Below are 19661 nucleotides of genomic sequence, written 5' to 3'. Positions count from 1 at the left end.
GCGACCGTTCCCAGTCTGCTCGAATAGTGGTTTATTCTTAAGATCCAGTTTGGTGGATTTTTTGTGAACCAGAATCATGGCAAGAACTGCACGAGTCGCGGAAATGCCCTCATTCGGCGTGCTTGACCGCACGGCGGGCAATCTGAGCCGCCAGGTGGCGGAGGCGTTACGAGAAGCCGTGCGCAGGGGCGATATCAGGGCGGGCGATGCGTTGCCTTCCACGCGCTCGCTCGCGGATTCGCTTCGGGTTGCGCGGGGCACGGTGATCGAGGCCTACGAGCAGTTGGTCGCCGAGGGCTTTCTCGAATCAAAAGCTGGCGCGGGGACCAGCGTCGCGCATGGCGTGGCCGAGCAGCAGCCTGCCCGCGAAGCCCGCGCGGTTTCCAGCCTCACGGTCGAGCCAGATATGCCTGCGCGCGCGCGCCCATTCGCGCAGATCGCGCAGGAGTTCCGGGCGCTGGCACCGGCTCCGTTCGCCATCTCGGTGCCGATCGGCTTGACCGCGCCCGCCGACATATGGCGCCGCCTTGGCAACCGGCTGCGCGCAAGAGGCCCGGGTGCGCCCACCGGATATGCCGATCCTCTTGGCGCGCTACCGCTACGCGAAGCAATTGCCGGCTACGTCCGCAAGTCACGCTCGGTGCGTTGTGAAGCGGACCAGGTCATCGTGACGAGCGGAACCCAGCAGGGACTGTTTCTCGCAAGCCAGGTCCTGCTGGGGCCGCATGACCAGGCCTGGGTGGAGAACCCCGCATACCGCGGCGTAACGGCAATATTCGAAAGCATGGGCCGTCGTGAAGACATGGTCCGGGTGCCGGTTGACGCCGAAGGTCTCGATGTCGAAGCTGGCATGCGCATGGCGCCACGCGCACGCGTGGCATTTGTCACGCCTTCGCATCAGTATCCGCTTGGCATGCCCCTGAGCATGGCCCGGCGCACCGCCTTGCTGGCGTGGGCAAGCGCCAGCAAGGCCTGGGTGATCGAGGACGACTATGACAGCGAACTGCGGTATCAAGGCTATCCGTTCCCCGCGCTTCAGGGACTGGACCCAGACCGCGTGGTCTATCTGGGCACCTTCAGCAAGATTCTGTTTCCATCATTGCGGTTGGGCTATGCGATCGTCCCGCATAGCCTGGTGGATGCCTTCTGCGGTGCGCGTGTGCTCATCGACCGTCACCCACCCACCGCGGATCAACATGTGCTGGCCGCCTTCATGGCAGAGGGCCATCTGGATCGTCACATTCGCAAGGTTCGCAACGCGTATGCAGAGTATCGACTTCGGTTGATCGAGACACTCGAAACGCTACTCCCCCATGATCTCGCGTGGATCGAACCCGGCGATCAAGGCATGCACCTGGTACTTTGGCTTGCCAGTGGCATGGACGACCGCGCGGTGGCGCAACGGAGTGCCCAGGAGGGTGTCGTCGTCCGCGCAGTGTCGCCGATGTTCGCATCCGGGACCGGGCGCCCCGGCCTGATCCTTGGATTTGGTGGCTTCAGCATTTCGCAGATGAAGACAGCTGCTCAACGACTTGCCGCGGTCATTGTCGAAATGCCGAGATGAAAATCGTGAACGTGGCTTCTCTCGCRGGAAACGTCGCCGCAGCGGTAGTCACGCCGTGTCGTGGGGCTTTCCAAGGCAGCGCTTTCCCTTTACGTCATTTTGATGCGTTCACTGTGCCCTGATACGGCAACTTGATTTCCTTCCCTCTACCATTCAGTCACCGATCTGTTCCTTGGTAGTGAATATCCGGTTCTGGAGGTCTATGACGACACAGATTCAGGTTGTCCCGTATCGGGATGGCTGGGATGTGATCCATGAAGGCGCACGTTACGCCGACTCGCATCACGCAGATCGCGAGGCAGCCATCATGGCCGGGACGGTACTAGCCCGGGCCGAGGGCGCGACGCTGGTGACATATGATCGCGCCGCCCGGGAGTGTGCGCGGGTTGATTACGCCACACGGACAGTGGGAGTACCTGCATGACTTCATTGTCGCCCGAGCGACGACCTTTGCGCGAGCAGGCGGATGCACGCCACCCCCTGCCGTCGGTGCGTGCCGTGACGATGCACATCGTCGTCGATGTCCAGCACGCAGTGCCACTGCGCCAGGCCCTGACAAGAGACTGCATCGGGCAGTCCTGGACGATCAGCCTTTCCTTGCTGCCCGGGGGCTCGCGGATGCGCCTTTCCCTGACCCTGCCGCGGGTGGTCATCCCCGATGCCTTGCGGCGCATTCGCGACGTGGCACCGGGCGCTGAATTCAGTCACGCGGTGGAAATCCCGGAATCGCCGTCTGGTGCATGGATGGACCTGGTTCATGGGGCGCGTCCAAGGCAATGGCCCGGCGCTGACGATCTGCGACCTCGATCGCTCGGCGAAATGCTACGTGAAGCGCATGTGGCACTTGACCTGCACGCGTCTGACCAGTCTGAATTGTTTCGTCAGATCGGTGCGCTCGCCGCGCACCGTTTCGGCCTCGACGCAGAGGCYGTGACGGCGGSCCTGGCGGAACGGGAAGCGCTYGGCTCCACGGGGCTTGGTCAGGGTATCGCCGTCCCACACGGCCGCGTCCGAGGTCTTGCGCAAGCATTGGCATGCTACGTACGTACCCGGGAACCGATCGCGTTTCATGCGCCAGACGGCCGTGGCGTTGACAATCTGGTCTTCATCCTCTCGCCGGAATGGGATAACAACGCTCACCTGCACTTGCTGGCTAGCGTCGCACAGTACTTCTGCGACGCACGCTTCCGCGCGCTACTGAGAGACTGCCCTGACGCGGCTTCCGTCTGCCGGCTTTTTGGCAGCTACCGCTTCTGATATCTCGCCCTTGCGTGGCGGGCGAGAAAAGATACAGGCCGTTGATTCTCCACACCTCAGCTTCTTCGTGGCATTTATGCCAATCTCGATATCGTCTCTGTCCTGATGCTGCTTTTTCCAGCGCGCATCCGTTCGGAGATCATTTATGTTTGAAATTGGCAAGGAATACACCCGCGAACTTATCCATACGGTCTGTGGCGGTAGCAAGCAAGCATTTCTTCCTACAAAGAATGGCAAGGTAGTGGCCGTATGTCTGCGACAGGACCTCAATCCTCACGCCCCGGAGGCCATTCTTTGCAGCAGTGGCGCGGCGGCTCGCGCTGCCGGCAGGACGCTGGCAACGCAGCCGGAAGCCATCCCGGTATTTGTCAGGCGGGAGACCGACAAGTACCGTTATCTCGGCCACTTCACCGCGGCGGAGTCGCTGACGTCGCCACTGGCATGCGCGCCGTATGTCGTCAACAGTGGCTTTACGCTTGGGCAGATTTCCCGCGTCATCAAGCTAAAACCAGTGACCACCAAGAAATGAGGCACTTATGCCGAGGCAACAGACGGGGGCGGCAGCCCCCCATGAACGCGACGGCTGCACGCATGGCTTCCGGTATTACATCGCCGTGTCAGCCTGTCTTGTTGCAATCGGCATGCTCTACGTTCTTTGACCGGCGATCTCGTCGATCGTGTACTCGCCGAGCGTCTCGCGCATGCTGCCTTAGCCTCGAAAATTCATGAACACATCGTTGAGGGCGTCGCGAGACGACCAGGGTTCGATCGGCTCGAACGAGTGGGCGTCGCCAAACCAGACGTATAACAAGGACGGGGGGGTGGACCGTTCCCCACGCGATGAAAAGTATTGGGCATATCGACTCCGATGCGAATGGCATGCAGCGAAGTGCCCACCCTTGTCGACCCGGTTGTAGCGGATGAGCTTCGGATAGGCCCGCTCCGTCCGGCTGYGCGGCGCCGCATGGCTTTCGTCTGGGAATACGCTCGGCCACCGGAATCTCGAGGCTCTTGACGTCGAAGAACGCCAGCTTGCTTGCGGTGGGCGTTCAGCCCCTGTGGCGCAGCGCTCAGGCGACCCGCGTCATGGGATCGTTGGCCTGCGCAGGGAGCTGGTCGATGGTAGTCATCCCGGGCGTGACCGGTTCCGTGTCGAGCGGACCGGAACCCGTCAGCGCCGGCGCGTCGACCCGATGCACGTCGTGCGTCACGAAGCCGACATCGTGGCTCGGAATCGCCAGGCACTCGGGATGGGCGAGCGTGTCACGGATGTCGTCCAGCCCGCTCGTCCAGTGCTCGCCCATCGTGTCGGCGCTGAACTCAAAGTCCTTGTAGTGGCCCTCGAAGAACTTGTTCCGATAGATCAGGTGCACGACGTTGACGGCGCTGCCATCGGCAATGCGCTGCGCCTCGCGCATCAGCGGATGCGTATCGCGAACGGACTTTGGCACATGCTCCAGCAATGCCTTGATCAGCCGCGCATGCTTCTGGCGGCCTTCCATGAACGCGGTAATGGCGCGCGTCCGGCTTGAGTACTGGATATCCTTGGTCCGCTCGGACACGTCGAGGAAGTTGCCCGGCAGCGCCCCGCTCGCGCTCCACAGGTCCACCTGGAAGATGAGCGTGTCCTTGTGCTGGGATTCGCGCACGATCTCGGTAAGCGGGGTGTTGGAGACGAGTCCGCCGTCCCAGTAGAACTCACCATCGATCTCGACGGCCGGGAAACCCGGCGGCAACGCGCCCGATGCCATGAAGTGCTCCGGCTCGAGGCGCATTTTCGTATTGTCGAAGTACACGAGGTTGCCGGTCCGTACATTGACGGCGCCCACGGAGACGCGCATTTCGCCATCGTTGATGCGATCGAAATCGGCGTATTTCAGCAGCGTCGCGCGCAATGCGCTGGTGTCATAGAAGCTCACCTGGCTCGGCCCGTCGCCATGGCCGCCGAAGCCATGGAGCGGTGAACGCGGCAGGAAGAAGCCCTGCTGGCCTTCCATCAGCGCGCGGCCGGCGGCCCACATGCTTGACCACTTGCGCGCGATGTCCGGGAAGCCGAATGTCGCGGGCAGCCAGGCTCCGGCCTTGCCAATGGCATCGGGCGGAAGGCTGATGGTCTGCCAGAATCCGCGTAGCGCTTCCACGCGATCCTCGCGGGCATTGCCGGCAATGATCGCCGTGTTCAAGGCGCCGATGGAAATGCCTGACACCCAGGTGGGATGGATGCCCGCCTGGGCCAGGCCGTCATAGACGCCAGCCTGATAGGAGCCAAGCGCGCCGCCGCCCTGAAGGACGAGGCCGACCTCGTCATAGGGCGGCAGCGCCAGCGGTTCGGCGGGATGAGACGTGTTGCGTTGACTGCGGCGCACTGGGTTCCTCCTCTTATTGCATGAACCAGCCATGGCTGACGACGATCGACTGGCCTGTCAGCGCGGCCGATTCGARGCCGGCCAGGAACGACACCGTGCGGGCCACATCGGCCACAGTCGTGAACTCGCCATCGACCGTTTCCTTGAGCATGACATTGCTGACCACTTCGGCTTCGGAAATGCCCAGCGCCCTGGCTTGCTCGGGAATCTGCTTGTCGACCAGCGGCGTGCGGACAAAGCCGGGACAGACGACGTTGGCGCGAACCCCGCGCGGACCGCCTTCCTTGGCCACGACGCGCCAGGCCGAGAAGCCCGTGCTTGGCCGTGACGTAGGCCGACTTGAGCTTCGAGGCCTCGTGCGAGTGAACCGAACCCATGTAGATGATCGCCCCGCCCTTGCCCGACGCGTACATGTGCCGGATCGCCGCACGGGTGGTCAGGAACGCGCCGTCGAGATGGATGGCCAGCATCTTCTTCCAGTCCGCGAAGGCATAGTCCTCGATCGGATTGACGATCTGGACACCCGCGTTCGAGACCAGTACGTCCAGGCCGCCCAGCGTTGCCACGGTTTCATCGATGCCAGCATTGACGACGTCTTCGCTTGTGACATCCATCGCCACGGCAATCGCCTTGCCGCCGCCGGCGACGATCGACTCGGCCACCTGCCGTGCGGCCTGGATATTCAGGTCGGCGATGACGACTGTCGCGCCATCATTCGCCAACTGGCGCGCGCATTGCTCGCCGATACCACTGGCTGCGCCGGTAACAAGCGCGACTTTTCCTTGCAAAGACATGGTTGCTCCTTGTGCGGTGGGTTATTGGTTGACGACCAGCTTCGGCGCCTCGGCCGGCGCGAGGTAGTCGTAGGCGACTTCGCCGATATCGAGGGTGAGGTCGGCAATGAGATGCTTCGCGCCCACCACTCGGCGAACCGGCAGGTCGGCAACGGATGCCAGCGCATGCGCATGCAGCTCGAGCGCGCCGGGGCCTTGCCATGCGCCGTGCACCGTCACGTCGCGCAGGTGGAAGCGAACCAGTTCGCAGATGCGCGCCGAACCGTCGACGTGCGGGATGACCTTCAGCAGGTAGTTGGGGGTATCGGCGAGCGCCTTTTGCTCCGATGCCGGATCGAGTGGGCGGAACTTGAAGCCCATGGTGCCGGTGGCAACGCGCTGCGAGCCATAGTCGAGCGTCCCGAGCAACGTGTCGTGTCCGTCGATCGACAGGCGCGGCGAGCCCAGCTTCTTGGGAAACCCCCAGATCTCGCGGCCTCCGGCGATGGGGCCCTCGTCATCGAGATACATGGCGTGTGTGTAGCTGCCCTTGCGCCCCTGCGCGTCGACGACGGGGATTGCCTGGCCGCTTTCGGTGTAATTGCCGAAGCCGGACGAGTCCGGCATGCGGATGAACTCATAGTTCACCAGATTGCCGTCGGGCATCAGCGGTTCGGGCACCACCGCACGTAGCGCGTCCGGGTCGGTCTCATAGGAGACGATGAAGTACTCGCGCTGCAGGAAGCGGAATGGCGGACGCGGATATGACGGGYTGTRCACCGGCATGGCGAAGGCGTTGCGGCGGATATCTTCAATTTTCACTGTGCGTTCCCTTGTGCGATGAGAACCCTCCGATCGCCCAACGCGCCCTTCGGGGACGAGCGAAGCCAGCGTGTGAAAACACGCACATGGCCCGGACGACGCGTCGCGGATGGATTGGCCGGCCTGCCGGCCGGACATGGGCAGGTAGAGGTGGCGGACAACTGCCACGCAGTGGACGCATCCTAGGGTTTTTCCGGACGCAGTAACACCATAGCAACGGCAAATGTATGTTTCGTCCTTTGGAAGGAACGAACAGAGAGTCCAGGGGTCGTTGCTGTCGCCGCGCCGAAATGCACAACGGCGCATTGCAGCATGTGCCGAGATCGGCCTCGTTCTTCGCAGCGCCCAAACGGCGCTCCCGATTCTGGCAGCGCCGAATTGCTTATCAGACGCTTCGACTGCCCTTACGCGCCGTCAGTGTGCGGAGCGCGGGCTCCGTCACGGATCGGTTCGTGCCACTGTGGTAGCACGCTTGTGCCATCGAAAGATTGTATCCATGACAATAATTTGATTGTCATGCATGCGCAGACTACGATGAGCCCGACTACTCAGCCGATACCCTGGCGCCCAGGCAAACCGCTCCGTTCGCGTGACCGGTCCAAGCGCTCAGCATCCTGCTCTGGGCGTTGGGCGGAGTCGCAATGGAACTCGTGTCTGCAATGCATTGGTACCTCATACAAGCCACCGCACAGGCCGTGGGTGGCGGCGCTCTTCTGCATGGCCGCTCTGCCCGCTATTCGGGCGAAGGGAGATGGTCAACATGGAACTGAGCGCCACCACCATCCTCGTCACGTTCGCGGGTGACTTCCTGATCTGCTTCATGAAAGGCGCGTTCGGTGGCGGTTTTGCCATCGTCGGCATTCCACTGCTATCGCTCGTGATGGACCCGGTGACAGCGGGCGGCCTGCTTGCGCCCCTGTTCATCGCGATGGATCTGTATAGCCTGCGCTACTGGAAGCCATCCACGTGGTCCAAGGCCGACCTCCTTTTGCTTTTGCCCGGACTGGTGGTCGGCATCGGTATCGGCTACGTGCTGTTTCGCGTGCTGGATCACCGCGCTATCGCCATCGTGATGGCAGCGGTCACGCTGACTTTCGTCGGCCTGTGGTTTATGCGCGGCGGAGAAGTCGTGGTGCGGCCGCGCTCATCGCCCAAGGCCATAGGAGCCGGCTTCACGTCGGGCATTACCACCATGGTCGCGCACTCCGGCGGGCCGCCGCTGGCGATGTACCTGTTGCCGCTTGGCCTTAGCAAGCAGGTCTATGCCGGGACGACCAGTCTGTTCTTCACGGTAGGGAACATCATCAAGGCGGCGCCATGGCTGGCGCTGGCCAGGCCGGCGGGCGCCGTCTGGACTTTGATGGCGATTTGCCTCCTCGCCGTTCCCTCTGGCGTCTGGCTGGGCTGGCGCCTGCATGCCAAGCTGGACCAGCAGCAGATGTACAAGGCCTGCTACGGCTTGCTGGTGGTCACGGCCGTGAAGCTGCTGTGGGATGGCGCGTCGGGTTATCTGCACTGAAGGTGGGGAAGGGGTGCGAAGGAAGGCATGCGCTGGCGCTCGACAGCAGGCCCCCCCGAACGCGCTGGTGCGCACAGCGGCCGCATGAATGTCGAACCAAGGGGTGTCGCGGCGTGGTGCTCCCATCGACGCCCGCTTGTCCCATTCTTCATTCCGTCTACTGGCAGGTAGCGAGTCTGCACGCGAGCCAGATATCCAAAATGGCTGCCCTTCTGGACGGATCACCATCTGCGAAATAGCGGTTCATCGCCGATTTCAGGGGAAGGCTCGCCCGGATCAGGGAACATTCGGTTGAATCCTGACTTCATAGCCGGCTGTCGCCCTGGAAAATAGAAAGGTCTTTGCTTACGCTACTTTTCGCCACTCCAGAAGCCGGCGGCGAAGCACGCTTCGAAAGTCGGGTGTGAGCTTGCGGGAAGCACCAAAGTCTCTGCATTTTTCCGAGAACCTTGGCGACGTAATCGCCAACAGCACGGGAAGCGCCTGTCACGACGGCATTTCGCCGCGCAATCGTTCAAGTCTTTGCCGAAAGTTGCCGCCACGACCTCGCTGTCGACGCGCGGATCCAGCGGAGTCCGTCGCTAGCCCCATTCCCCTTGCCCGAAGGCCGCCAGTTCGGCCAGCGCAGCCTCCACGGTGGACGCGGTGTACACGGGCTTGCGATCCGCGACGACTGCCCGGCGCTCCTTCCAGCCGGCGTGCTCCAGGCTGATCAGATGCACGATGCAGGTCATGACATGCTCCTTGCCGACTTGTTATGCCCTAAACACAACATTTCTGACAGGCCTCATATTCCCGCACGGAATCAAATATCGAAGCGAATTCTCGGTATTCAGCAGAACAATATCAACAGGACGCCCCCCCATAGCGCTCTCCAGAGAGCCGCATTCTGCCCCGAAGACAAAGACATCAAGGAGACATCGTGAACCAGGTTGCACAAGTTCTGACGGCAATAGTAGTTGGAGTCATTGGACTGTCGGGTAATGCACAGGCGAAGGAGTATCCGGGCGATCGGCCCATAACGGTGGTTGTTCCGTTTGCGGCCGGCGGTCCTACCGACAAGGTCGCGCGTGAAGTATCGGTCGTGATGTCCAAGTACTTGAAGACCTCGATGGTTGTCGAGAATCTCGGCGGTGCCGGTGGCACGATTGGCGCGAGGAAGGTGGCTCAATCGCCAGCCGACGGCTACACCGTTCTTGTCTACCACATCGGCATGGCCACCGCTCCGGCGCTGTACCGAAAGCTCGGCTTTGATCCGCTCAGGGACTTCGAGATGTTGGGTGAAATTGCCGACGTACCGATGGTCTTGGTTGGCACCAGGAACTTACCTCCGGCAAACCTCAAGGATCTACTCGGGTACATCAATGCCAACGCAGCCAACCTTTCACTCGCCAACGCGGGAGTTGGATCGGCGTCTCATCTCTGCGGTCTTCTCCTCCAGGACTCCATTCATACGACCCTCACAACTGTCCCATACAAGGGCTCCGCGCCGGCGTTGAGCGACCTCATGGGCGGCCAGGTCAGCCTGATGTGCGACCAAACCACCAGCCTCGCAGGCCTGCTCCAAGCGAACTCCCTTAAGCCTTACGCAGCTATGCAGAGTCGTCGTGTCGAGGCTTTCAAGAACATTCCAACTTCGGCCGAGCAAGGCCTGATCATGGACGTGAGGAACTGGCACGGAATGTATGCTCCGAAGGGGACGCCCAAGCCAGTTATCGACAAGCTCGTGTCTGCGCTTCAGAGCGCCGTCTCCGACCCCGACTTTCGCGCCAGGATGAACGCTCTCGGTGCAGAAGCGGTTAGCGCGCGTCGCGCCTCTCCGGAATCCTTGCGAGCCGTCCTGACATCAGAAATTGGCAAATGGGGACCGGTGATCAAGAAGGCAGGGATATACGCGGACTGAAGAAAACGCTTTCCCCATCGAGCCGGAACCGACCAAGGAGGCCAAATGCTATACGAACTCGCAACACTCAACTTCAATCTCCAGGACACCCAAGCGGTCATCCGCGGTGCAGAAGCCTATGTCAATGCCGCTTGCGTGGCTGGGCGCCTACTCGGCGCATGGACTACCGATGTAGGCGCTCTTGGTCGAATGCTTATCCTGCGCGAGTTCGAATCCGCCGAGATGCTCGCCGCCGAACGCGAGAGAACGCTGTTCCATCCGGGCCCATTCAGCCTGTCTGCAAGCGGAGAAAGCGAGCGCGCCGTCATCACTTCCTTCGAGACGGATAGCTACAAGGCACTGCCTTTCCTCCCACCGATAACGCCGGGCACCTATGGTTCGATCTATGAGATCCGCACCTACCGCCTCAAGCCGGGCGGGTTGCCTCCGACGATAACAGCCTGGGAGGCTGCAGTACCCGATCGCGTCAAGCTCTCTGCGCTGGTGATCAATATGTACGCATTGGACGGCGCTCCTCGCATCACGCATATCTGGCCCTATGCCAATGCCAGTGAGCGCTTTGAAATCCGCGCCGAAGCAGCTCGCGCGAAGATCTGGCCGCCAAAGGGAGCGCCGGCTCACCTCATCGACGCCAACTCACTTCTTTGCGTCCCTGCACCATTCTCGCCGCTTGCATAGCTGCACACGCGCGGCAGACTCCGGGATGAGGGACGACGCGTCCGGCGCCCGCAGAACGATGACGAACCGCTAGTGCCTGAGCGGCGATAGCTTGAGTCGTCGCCAGGGCCCTATTCCGCATCGGAATCGATTCGGGCCACAGATTCCGCAACCCGTCGCCAAAATATCAGCAAGACGCTTGCACAAACCGAGAAGCGTGAAGGATGCCATGAACTTCAATCATCACATTTCAGGCCAATACAGCGACGACCACTCCACGTCGATAAAACGGTCTCCCACACAATCGCCGCGAGATGATGTCGGAGCCTTCGTGCCAGGCAAGGCTGTCGAATGGCAGCCAACAGGCTCCGGACACCTTGACGGGCTCACTTGCGGCATCAAGGACGTCTTCGATATCGCCGGGTGTCCCACCGGTTACGGCAATCCGCAATGGGAGGAGACGCATGCGTTGCCTGCCGCAGACGCCTTCGCCGTGTCGAAGCTTCGTGAGAATGGTGCCCGCATTGTCGGGAAGACCGTGACCGATGAGCTTGCCTTCAGCCTGGCCGGCAACAACTTTCACTATGGGTCTCCGATAAACACCGCCGCGCCTGACCGGCTCACCGGAGGATCCTCCTGCGGATCCGCAGCAGCCGTTGCAGCCGGCTTGTGCGATATCGGCCTGGGTACCGACACGGCCGGCTCGATTCGTGCACCAGCGAGCTTTTGCGGTGTCTTTGGCATCAGGACGACACATGGCGTGATTCCCTCCGATGGCGTGCGTGCTCTCGCGCCTTCGTTTGACGCTGTCGGCTGGTTGACACGCGATGCCCGGACACTTGCTGCGGCAGGACGCGCTCTGCTCCCTGACGCGATGCGGCCGGAAGCGTTCACGGGCTGGATGTCATTCGACGGCGCCTGGTCGGTCCTGCCCGAAGCAACCCAGCGAGCGGCAGCATCCGTATTGAGCACATGGCATCCGTGCCTGGAAGACCGTCGCTCCCTTCACACGGCAATCCCTGAGCTCGACGAGTTCGTCAACGCCTTCCGTACGGTGCAGTTCTATGAAGTCTGGAAGGAACTCGGTCCTTGGGTTGCGCGAGCGCAACCCGCGCTTGGGCCGGACATCGCCGAAAGAATCATGCTGGCGAGCAAGGTAACGCGAGATGAGTATCTCGCGGCAAGCGTGGTACGCGACCGCATCCGTGCACAGTTCCATGCCACACTGGAGCAAGGACAAGTGATCGTCATGCCCACGGTTTCCGGCCCCGCCCCCTTGCGCGCCTCGACAGTGGCCGAGCTCAACAGCCAGAGGCTTTCGGATCTGCGCTTCCTCAGTATCGCCCCGCTGGTGGGATTGCCACAGATTTCCCTGCCACTACTTACCGCCAACGGTGCCCCACTTGGCCTGTCCATCATCGGTGCGGCTGGGTCAGACAAGTCCCTTCTGGCTCTTGTCGAGAAGCTCGAAGCACAGAGCTTGCTGACCCGGCCGACCCGGCCGACCTGAGCGACATGCTTCCTCGCGCCAGTGACACCCGCGGGGAAAAGCCGCTTGAACGCAGCAGGTGGCAGGCCTTCCCGCCCACCCGAGCAAGACCGGCCGCCGAGGACGAGGCCAACCCAGGAGAAACGCTCATGACCAACCTTGTCGATACTGAATTTCCAGCCCCGATTCCCCACGGGGGAGATCTTCGCGCGGTCGTTCGCCGTTACGGCATTCCGCGTGAAAAATGGATAGATCTGTCGACCGGTATCAATCCCGTCGGCTACCCGGTGCCGCCCATCGATGCAGACGCGTGGCTGCGCTTGCCCGACGATCACGACGACCTCGAAGAGGTAGCGGCACAACACTACCGCGCGACACGTGCATTGGTGATGCCCGGGTCCCAGGCGGCGATCCGCATGCTACCCAAGATTCTGCCAAAGGGGCGTATCGGGGTCGGTTACCTCGCGTACGGGGAGTATGAACGGGCGTTCTCGGCTGACGGGTTTCCTCTCGAGTACTTTGTGACAGCGGAGGTCTCCGACGTGCGCGATCGCGCGGGCTTTCTTCTCGAACCTGGCCGCACCCTCCCCGCGGATCTGCAATATCTGGTGGTCGTCAACCCGAACAACCCCGGGGCCGAGCTCTTCACGCCCGACGCGCTGCTCGCGTGGCACAGCGAGCTTGCCGCACGCGGTGGCGCACTGATCGTCGACGAGGCGTTTATCGATGCAACGCCCGAATTCAGCGTAGCCTCGCACGCGAACGTCGACAGCCTGATCGTGCTGCGCTCCGTCGGCAAGTTCTTTGGCCTGGCAGGCGCCCGAGTGGGCACCGTCATCACTGGCGAGCGCGTCCATCGTGCCATGGAGTACCTGCGCGGACAGTGGACGATTTCCGGACCCGCCCGTGTCGTCACACGAGCAGCACTCCTGGATGGCGCCTGGCATAGACAAGCGTGTTCCCGTCTCACCGAGAGCAGCGCACGCTTCGTAAAGTTGCTGGGTGAGTACGGCCTCGACGCCTCCCGCACCCACACGCCGCTTTTTGCGTGGACACGTACGCCGGCTGCGGAAGTCTGGCAGGATTGCCTGGCACGCCACGGCATTTGGACACGACGCTTCGAAAACGTGCCGGGATTGCGCATGTCCCTGCCGCCTGATGAGCACGCATGGATGCGCATCGAGCAAGCGTTGCGTGATGCGCGCCACATCGTAGGCGGCAAGTAAAGCCACGACAGCGAAACGGCCCGAGCTTCCGAAGAAGTTCGGGCCGTTCATCATTGGCGTGCTGACCTGATCTCCGGATGCCATGCCCATCGGCAAGGCGCCCGACCTGGATAGCGGGTCAGATAGACGTACACACGTACTTCACCTCCACGAACTCATCGAGGCCATACTTCGACCCTTCCCGGCCGACACCGGATTCCTTGACTCCTCCGAATGGTGCGACGGCATTCGTAACGGCGGCTTCGTTCACGCCCACGACACCAACCTCCAAGGCCTCGGTGACGCGCCAGGAGCGCCCGAGATCGCGCGTGAAAACGTAGGCTGCCAGCCCATAAGGCGTCGCATTCGCCATGGCAATGACTTCGTCCTCTGTATGGAAGCGGAAAAGCGGGGCCACCGGGCCAAAGGTTTCTTCGTCTGCCAACGCCATGGAGGGGGTCGCATCGACAATAACCGTCGGCTCGTAGAAGGTACCACCGAGCCCATGCGGCTTTCCGCCGAGGACCACACGAGCGCCTTTTCCGACGGCATCGGTCACGTGCCGGTGGACCTTCTCCTTCGCTGCCGGGTTGATCAACGGGCCTTGTGTAACCCCCTCCTCCAGTCCATTACCCACCTTCAAGGCCGTCACCTGTTCGACCAGGCGACGCGAGAACTCGTCATACACGCGATCATGAACAAAGATGCGATTCGCGCAGATGCACGTCTGTCCGGTGTTCCGGTACTTGGATGCCATCACGCCACGAATGGCTACGTCGAGGTCGGCATCATCGAAAACGATAAGCGGCGCATTACCGCCAAGCTCGAGCGAGACGCGCTTGATCGTGTGTCCCGCCTGGCTTGCCAGCAGCTTGCCCACACGGGTGGATCCGGTAAAGCTGATCTTCCGTACACGTGTGCTACCGGTCAGTTCGGATCCGATGACCGCGGCGTCGCCAGTGATGACATTCACCACGCCCGCAGGAAAGCCGGCCTCCTCCGCAAGGCGTGCCAGCGCAAGCGCCGACAAGGGTGTCAGCTCGGACGGCTTGAGGACGATCGTACATCCTGCCGCCAGCGCCGGTGCGCATTTCCGCGTAATCATCGACACCGGAAAGTTCCACGGCGTAATCGCCGCCRCCACGCCGATAGCCTGTTTGAGTACGGTGAGACGCGAACTCTGGATCGGCGCGGGAATCACGTCGCCATACACGCGCTTGGCCTCCTCGGCAAACCACTCGACAAACGACGCGCCATACTCGATCTCCATCCGGCTCTCGCCGATTGGCTTACCTTGTTCGGCGGTGATGATCCGGGCAAGGTCTTCCTTGTTTGCCAGGATCAGATCGAACCATCGCCTGAGAAGCCAGCTGCGATAAGCTGCCGTCTGCTTCTTCCATTGGTCGAACGCCCGATCGGCGGCGGCAATCGCCTGCCGCGTCTCCGCCACACCGCACCACGGAACCGTGCCGAGTTCCGCATTGTTGGCGGGATTCGTTACCGCCGCAGTCGCGCCATCCTGCGCACCCACCCATCGTCCATCGACGTAACAGGCGTTCCGCAGCAAATCCCCGTTTGCGATCTCGAGTCCGAAGTCCGCACCTGCATGAATCTCTTGTGTAACAGTAGCCATATCAACTCCCAAATGTATCCACTCATCCCTGTCCTTGCAGAACGCATCGACTGGATGTACTCCGTCTCGTTCATGGATCAGGCGCTAGCTGCTCTGCGCCTGCGTTGCGTTCTCCCGGATGACTTCCCGCATGGTTTCGATCATCTGGGTGAGTTCACTTTCCGTGGAGAAGAACGGCGGGGAGATCGACGCGATGTCACCAGTCCAGCGCGTATAGAACCCGCGATCGAGCAATCGCTCGGTGATCTGATACCCGCGCAACGTCGGTCGACCGTCGATCGGCGTGAACTCGACTGCGCCAGCCAGGCCGATGTTCCGGACGTCGATCACATTCGGCTCGCCCTTCAATGAATGGAGCGCATCCTCGAAGAGCTTTTCGCGCGCCCGGACCTGCGCAGGCACGTCTTCCTCGTCGAAGACATCCAGCGCGGCCAGCGCCGCGGCTACCGGCACAGGATGCGCCGAGTACGTATAGCCATGGAAGATCGTGTTCACGTGTTCGGGCGTCGTCATGAACGTATTGAAGATTTCGTCGGTCATGATCACGCCACCCAGCGGCTGCGTCCCATTGGTCACCGTCTTTGCAAAGGTGATCATGTCGGGCTTCACGTTGAAGCGCTGCGCAGCAAAGTTCTCCCCCATTCGTCCAAAGCCGCAGATCACTTCGTCGAAGATGAGGAGGATTCCGTGCCTGGTGCAGATCCGGCGCAATTCCTCGAGATAGCCCACAGGCGGGACGAGTACGCCGGTCGATCCTGCCATCGGCTCCACGATGACGGCGGCGATGGTCGATGCGTCGTGCAATGCGACCAAGCGCTCCAGTTCCCGGGCGAGATGCGCGCCCCAGGCCGGCTGCCCTCTGGAGAACGCCATGTCGTTCAAGCTGTGGGTATGGGGAAGATGATCGACACCCGGCATCATCATCGTCGCGAACATCTTGCGGTTCGGAACCATCCCGCCCACGGAGATGCCCCCCATCCCGACACCGTGATAGCCGCGCTCGCGGCCGATGAAGCGGAAGCGCGCCGCGTCGCCGTTAATGCGGTGATAACCCATGGCGATCTTCAGCGCAGTGTCCACGGCGTCCGATCCGCCCGTCGTGAAGAAGACGTGATTCATCCCTGCCGGCGCCAGTCTGGCAATGCGATCGGCGAGCCGGAACGCGGATGGGTGGGACATGTTGAACGCGGCAACGTAATCCAATTGCCGCATCTGCTGGCTCACTGCCTCGGCGATCCTGGGATGGCAGTGCCCCATGCCCGTACACCACAGGCCCGAGAACCCATCGAATATGCGCTCGCCTTGCGGCCCGTAAATATAGCTACCTTCGGCTTTGACAATGAGGCGGGGACGACGCTTGAATTGCTTGTTCGGCGTGAACCCCATGAAGTACGACTCCAGATTCAATGCGTTCTGCTGGTTGGTGTCAGACTCAGCCACGAGTACTCCTTTTATGCTGGTTTCTCAGTAATTCCGAGCGGTCTTGAGCCTTTACAATACGCGCACCCGACGCTACCCTGTGAGACCAACTCGATCAGATTGATAGGGCCAATATGGCCGATTCTCTGCTTTCCGATCTACTGAACAGCACGTTGCGCCGAGACGACGACGTGCCACTGCAGCGGCAGATTTCTAACCTCATTCGCGACGCCATCCTGGACGGCACTTTGAGAGCATCCGCACGGATGCCCGCGTCGCGCGCGCTTGCGTCTGCGCTAGGGGTGGCGCGTGTAACCGTCGTCAATGCATATGGAAATTTGCTGGACGATGGCTATCTCTGCGCCGGCTCAACCAACGGCACCTTTGTCTCGGACAAGTTGCCGCTCTGCGAGCGACCCTTCGTAAAGAATTCCGACGCCCGTCCGCTTTCACGCAGGGGGATGCAGATCGTGCAAGCGCCCACCGGGATACAGGAATTCAAAGGTGCCTTCGTTCAGGGGGTGTGCGACGTCAACTACTTTCCGGTTCGGACATGGCGAGCGATTCAGAATCGCTATCTCGGTGAGCAGCATGCTGACCTGATGGGATACTCGAGCCCGGGAGGCTACCTGCCCCTGCGCCGTGCCCTGGCGGAGTACCTGCGCGTGTCGCGGGCCGTTCGTGCTTCGCCTGAGCAGATCATCGTGACGATGGGTGTCAACCAGTCCATCGATCTGTGTTCGCGGATATTGGCGGATGAAGGACAGCTCGCCTATGTCGAGAATCCGTGCCATTGGGCGGCACCCATCGTATTGAAGGCCAACGGGCTTGAGGTCAAGGCTGTCGATGTCGATCGGGAAGGCATGCTGGTCGACCAGTGCGAAGGACACCCGAGATTGATCGTCACAACACCATCACATCAGTTTCCGATGGGCGTCACCCTGTCTGACGCGCGACGCCGAACTTTGCTGGCGCGGGCCGAGGAGTGGGACGCGTTCATTCTCGAGGATGACTACGACAGCGAGTTCAGATACGACCAGAGCCCGTTGCCCTCGCTGCAAGGTGTCGATACCAGCGATCGTGTCATTCTGATGGGCACGTTCAGCAAGGTGATGTACCCGGGGATGCGCCTGAGCTACATCGTTGTCCCAACGGATCTCGTCGACGGCTTTGCAGCCGCATCCCTGCGCCTGTATCGGCCAGGCTACCTTTCGCTGCAAGCTGCCCTGGCGGATTTCATCGTCGACGGACACTTTGCAAAGCATATTCGACGCATGCGTGAGATCTACGGCGCGCGTCAGGACGAACTGCTGCGATGCCTCGACCAGCATTTCGGCGCGGAGATGGAAACCTCGCGCAATGCCGCRGGCCTGCACCTGACCGTCAGGATCAACGGCCTGGCCGATTTCGAGGCTGCCGTCTCCCGCTCGCGTGCGGAGGGAATCTATCTTCGGCGCCTGAATACCTACAATCAGAATGCCACGCCGTTTCGCGATGGTTTCGTGCTGGGCTATGGCGCCATCGAAGTCGAGGCGATCCGCGCATCTGCCGACGCCTTCGCTCGCGTAGTCAATGAACTGCGCAGATGATTGTTCCGCACTGGCGGCCGACATGGCCACGGCACGGATGATGGACGGCACAGTCAAGCAACGTGCCATCTCGCGCCGCGGCAGCGAGCCCTCCTTATCTCATCCTCAGAGATCAAGCACCATGTGATCGGACTTGCAGCGCGAGACACACACCATCATCACGCTGTTCGATGCCTTCTGCGATTTGCTGAGAATGCTGTCCCGGTGATCGGCCTCCCCAGCGAGGATGCGCGTCTCACAGGAACCACACACACCCTCTTCGCAGCTATACAGGACGTCCACGTCTGCCTCCAGCAGACAGCTGAGCAACGGTTTTTCCTTGGGGACATGCAGGGTGCGGCCGCTCTTGGCGAGTTCGACCACGCACTGCCCGCTGGGGACAGCCTGCCCGGAATCGACCGTGGCGGCCCTGAAGCGCTCGACGTGAACATTGGGGAAGCCCAACGCCTCGCATGCTGCCTCGAACGCGTCGAGCATCCCCGAAGGGCCGCAACAGTAGAAGTGATCGTTGGGCGTGAAGGCCCGCAGATAGTCTTCAAGACTTGCCGTCGCACCAGACTCCTCCGAGAAGTGAAGCTGCATTGCAAGCCTGTCGCCGACCATTTTCTCCAGGTCACGCAGAAACGGCGCCTCGCGGCGGTTACGCGCACAGTACAKAAGATGCGCCGCCCGATCGAGACTATCGAGACGACGCATCATGGAGAGGAGCGGAGTTATCCCGATGCCGCCAGATACGAATACGGATCTCGGCGCATCTTCGACCAGCGCGAAGTTATTGCGCGGCTTCGAGATGGGAAGCACATCGCCGGCCCGCAACTCGCTGTGCACCCAGCTCGATCCGCCACGGCTGGATCGGTCACGCAACACACCGATCCGATAGCGACCGACATCCTCCTGCGAATTGTGCAGGGAGTAGCTACGAACGAGGCCATTTGGCAGGTGCAGATCGATGTGAGCGCCGGCGGCGAACGCGGGGAAACTGATGTCGGGCAGCGCAGGATGCAGTTCAATGCTGATGACGCCATCCGCAACAGCGACCACGCTATGCACGAGCGCATGCAGGGCATCCGCGGCAGCGTGCGTGGAAGGATGGGCGACCTTCTGCGCCACATGTGCGGTCGCCGGGGAAGCGGGTGTTTGCGTCATCATGGGTAGTCTCCACAAATTCGATGAGATGCTTGGCAGGCGACGCTGGGTCGATCAGGTTCGCAGGATTCGTCAAGTGAACCGACGCCGCAGGTGGCCGAGAGTGACACCCCGATTTTCGTCCAGCGAGCGAGGAATGCGGAGCACGATTTGATTCCATACCGGAATCTGGCCTTGCGCACCCCGTTGTGGCTTCCACCCCCGTTTGAATTCCGTTACATTCGGCCTGGGCACCACGCGAGCAGCATACGGAGGCAAGATGAGAATCGAGGATCTACGTGTATTTTCGGTACTGGCTGAGGCTCGCAGCCTGCATCGC

At 61.5% G+C, this 19661-nt stretch carries 15 protein-coding genes and 2 pseudogenes; 10 read left to right on the top strand and 7 right to left on the bottom strand.

Annotated elements, in window-relative coordinates; genetic code table 11:
• The first annotated feature begins 76 nt into the window (after positions 1–76).
• The 4 genes from pdxR (AC1DO7_RS20500) to AC1DO7_RS20485 all read left to right on the top strand — a co-directional run bounded on the left by pdxR (AC1DO7_RS20500) (position 77) and on the right by AC1DO7_RS20485 (position 3350).
• Positions 77–1564, top strand: a complete 1488-nt coding sequence (gene pdxR, locus AC1DO7_RS20500) for a MocR-like pyridoxine biosynthesis transcription factor PdxR (protein ID WP_441619534.1) — start codon at positions 77–79, stop codon at positions 1562–1564.
• 202 nt (positions 1565–1766) lie between these two features.
• Positions 1767–1988 carry a DUF2188 domain-containing protein gene (locus tag AC1DO7_RS20495; RefSeq protein ID WP_441619536.1) on the top strand — a complete coding sequence of 74 codons (222 nt, stop codon included), beginning with the start codon at positions 1767–1769 and terminating at the stop codon, positions 1986–1988.
• On the top strand, positions 1985–2821 hold the full coding sequence (locus AC1DO7_RS20490; protein WP_477116516.1) for a PTS sugar transporter subunit IIA: 837 nt from the start codon (positions 1985–1987) through the stop codon (positions 2819–2821). Before AC1DO7_RS20495 ends, AC1DO7_RS20490 begins: the two co-directional genes overlap by 4 nt.
• Before the next feature lie 145 nt (positions 2822–2966).
• Positions 2967–3350: a DUF6697 family protein gene (locus AC1DO7_RS20485; protein WP_441619540.1), complete on the top strand. Its 384-nt coding sequence runs from the start codon at positions 2967–2969 to the stop codon at positions 3348–3350.
• A 541-nt stretch (positions 3351–3891) separates the two neighbouring features.
• On the opposite strand, the gene AC1DO7_RS20480 is transcribed toward AC1DO7_RS20485, so the two are convergent.
• The 3 genes and pseudogenes from AC1DO7_RS20480 to AC1DO7_RS20470 form a co-directional block, all read right to left on the bottom strand.
• Positions 3892–5187 carry a DUF3734 domain-containing protein gene (locus AC1DO7_RS20480; protein WP_441619542.1) on the bottom strand — a complete coding sequence of 432 codons (1296 nt, stop codon included), beginning with the start codon at positions 5185–5187 and terminating at the stop codon, positions 3892–3894.
• 13 nt (positions 5188–5200) lie between these two features.
• Positions 5201–5981, bottom strand: a pseudogene (locus tag AC1DO7_RS20475) (3-hydroxybutyrate dehydrogenase).
• A 21-nt stretch (positions 5982–6002) separates the two neighbouring features.
• Entirely contained in the window at positions 6003–6782 is a 780-nt protein-coding gene (locus AC1DO7_RS20470) for an acetoacetate decarboxylase (protein WP_477116515.1), read from the bottom strand.
• Between the two features lie 760 nt (positions 6783–7542).
• Between AC1DO7_RS20470 and AC1DO7_RS20465 the strand changes: the two genes are divergently transcribed.
• The gene (locus AC1DO7_RS20465) at positions 7543–8301 is read left to right on the top strand and encodes a sulfite exporter TauE/SafE family protein (RefSeq protein ID WP_441619546.1); all 759 of its coding nucleotides are present in this window, start codon (positions 7543–7545) and stop codon (positions 8299–8301) included.
• A 584-nt stretch (positions 8302–8885) separates the two neighbouring features.
• Here the strand turns inward: AC1DO7_RS20465 and AC1DO7_RS20460 are convergent.
• A pseudogene (locus tag AC1DO7_RS20460) lies at positions 8886–9038 on the bottom strand (IS256 family transposase); the annotation flags it as partial.
• 206 nt (positions 9039–9244) lie between these two features.
• On the opposite strand from AC1DO7_RS20460, the gene AC1DO7_RS20455 reads away from it, so the two are divergent.
• The 4 genes from AC1DO7_RS20455 to cobD all read left to right on the top strand — a co-directional run bounded on the left by AC1DO7_RS20455 (position 9245) and on the right by cobD (position 13576).
• Complete coding sequence (locus AC1DO7_RS20455) at positions 9245–10204, top strand: tripartite tricarboxylate transporter substrate-binding protein (protein ID WP_441619655.1); 960 nt, start codon at positions 9245–9247, stop codon at positions 10202–10204.
• 45 nt (positions 10205–10249) lie between these two features.
• Positions 10250–10882 carry an NIPSNAP family protein gene (locus AC1DO7_RS20450; protein ID WP_441619547.1) on the top strand — a complete coding sequence of 211 codons (633 nt, stop codon included), beginning with the start codon at positions 10250–10252 and terminating at the stop codon, positions 10880–10882.
• A 208-nt stretch (positions 10883–11090) separates the two neighbouring features.
• Positions 11091–12371, top strand: coding sequence for an amidase (locus AC1DO7_RS20445; RefSeq protein ID WP_441649737.1), 1281 nt, complete (start codon positions 11091–11093; stop codon positions 12369–12371).
• Positions 12372–12499: 128 nt separating this feature from the next.
• Entirely contained in the window at positions 12500–13576 is a 1077-nt protein-coding gene (gene cobD / locus AC1DO7_RS20440; RefSeq protein WP_441619551.1) for a threonine-phosphate decarboxylase CobD, read from the top strand.
• 118 nt (positions 13577–13694) lie between these two features.
• On the opposite strand, the gene AC1DO7_RS20435 is transcribed toward cobD, so the two are convergent.
• Both AC1DO7_RS20435 and aptA read right to left on the bottom strand, forming a co-directional pair.
• Entirely contained in the window at positions 13695–15188 is a 1494-nt protein-coding gene (locus tag AC1DO7_RS20435) for an NAD-dependent succinate-semialdehyde dehydrogenase (RefSeq protein WP_477116514.1), read from the bottom strand.
• An 84-nt stretch (positions 15189–15272) separates the two neighbouring features.
• Positions 15273–16628, bottom strand: a complete 1356-nt coding sequence (gene aptA, locus AC1DO7_RS20430) for an omega-aminotransferase AptA (RefSeq protein WP_441619555.1) — start codon at positions 16626–16628, stop codon at positions 15273–15275.
• Positions 16629–16741: 113 nt separating this feature from the next.
• Here aptA and pdxR (AC1DO7_RS20425) point away from each other — a divergent pair, with 113 nt between their 5' ends.
• The gene (gene pdxR, locus AC1DO7_RS20425) at positions 16742–18196 is read left to right on the top strand and encodes a MocR-like pyridoxine biosynthesis transcription factor PdxR (RefSeq protein ID WP_441619557.1); all 1455 of its coding nucleotides are present in this window, start codon (positions 16742–16744) and stop codon (positions 18194–18196) included.
• A gap of 105 nt (positions 18197–18301) precedes the next feature.
• Here the strand turns inward: pdxR (AC1DO7_RS20425) and AC1DO7_RS20420 are convergent, their stop codons facing one another.
• Entirely contained in the window at positions 18302–19345 is a 1044-nt protein-coding gene (locus AC1DO7_RS20420) for a PDR/VanB family oxidoreductase (protein ID WP_477116513.1), read from the bottom strand.
• Between the last annotated feature and the right edge of the window lie 316 nt (positions 19346–19661).

It is taken from the genome of Cupriavidus sp. 05N40, assembly GCF_056397305.1.
This window is presented reverse-complemented; position numbering and strand designations above follow the sequence as displayed.

What these genes read in the sequence shown, in the direction of transcription:
- pdxR (WP_441619534.1), top strand. Translation starts at nt 77, where the DNA reads ATGGCAAGAACTGCACGAGTCGCGGAAATGCCCTCATTCGGCGTGCTT.
- AC1DO7_RS20495 (WP_441619536.1), top strand. Translation starts at nt 1,767, where the DNA reads ATGACGACACAGATTCAGGTTGTCCCGTATCGGGATGGCTGGGATGTG.
- AC1DO7_RS20485 (WP_441619540.1), top strand. Translation starts at nt 2,967, where the DNA reads ATGTTTGAAATTGGCAAGGAATACACCCGCGAACTTATCCATACGGTC.
- AC1DO7_RS20465 (WP_441619546.1), top strand. Translation starts at nt 7,543, where the DNA reads ATGGAACTGAGCGCCACCACCATCCTCGTCACGTTCGCGGGTGACTTC.
- AC1DO7_RS20450 (WP_441619547.1), top strand. Translation starts at nt 10,250, where the DNA reads ATGCTATACGAACTCGCAACACTCAACTTCAATCTCCAGGACACCCAA.
- AC1DO7_RS20445 (WP_441649737.1), top strand. Translation starts at nt 11,091, where the DNA reads ATGAACTTCAATCATCACATTTCAGGCCAATACAGCGACGACCACTCC.
- cobD (WP_441619551.1), top strand. Translation starts at nt 12,500, where the DNA reads ATGACCAACCTTGTCGATACTGAATTTCCAGCCCCGATTCCCCACGGG.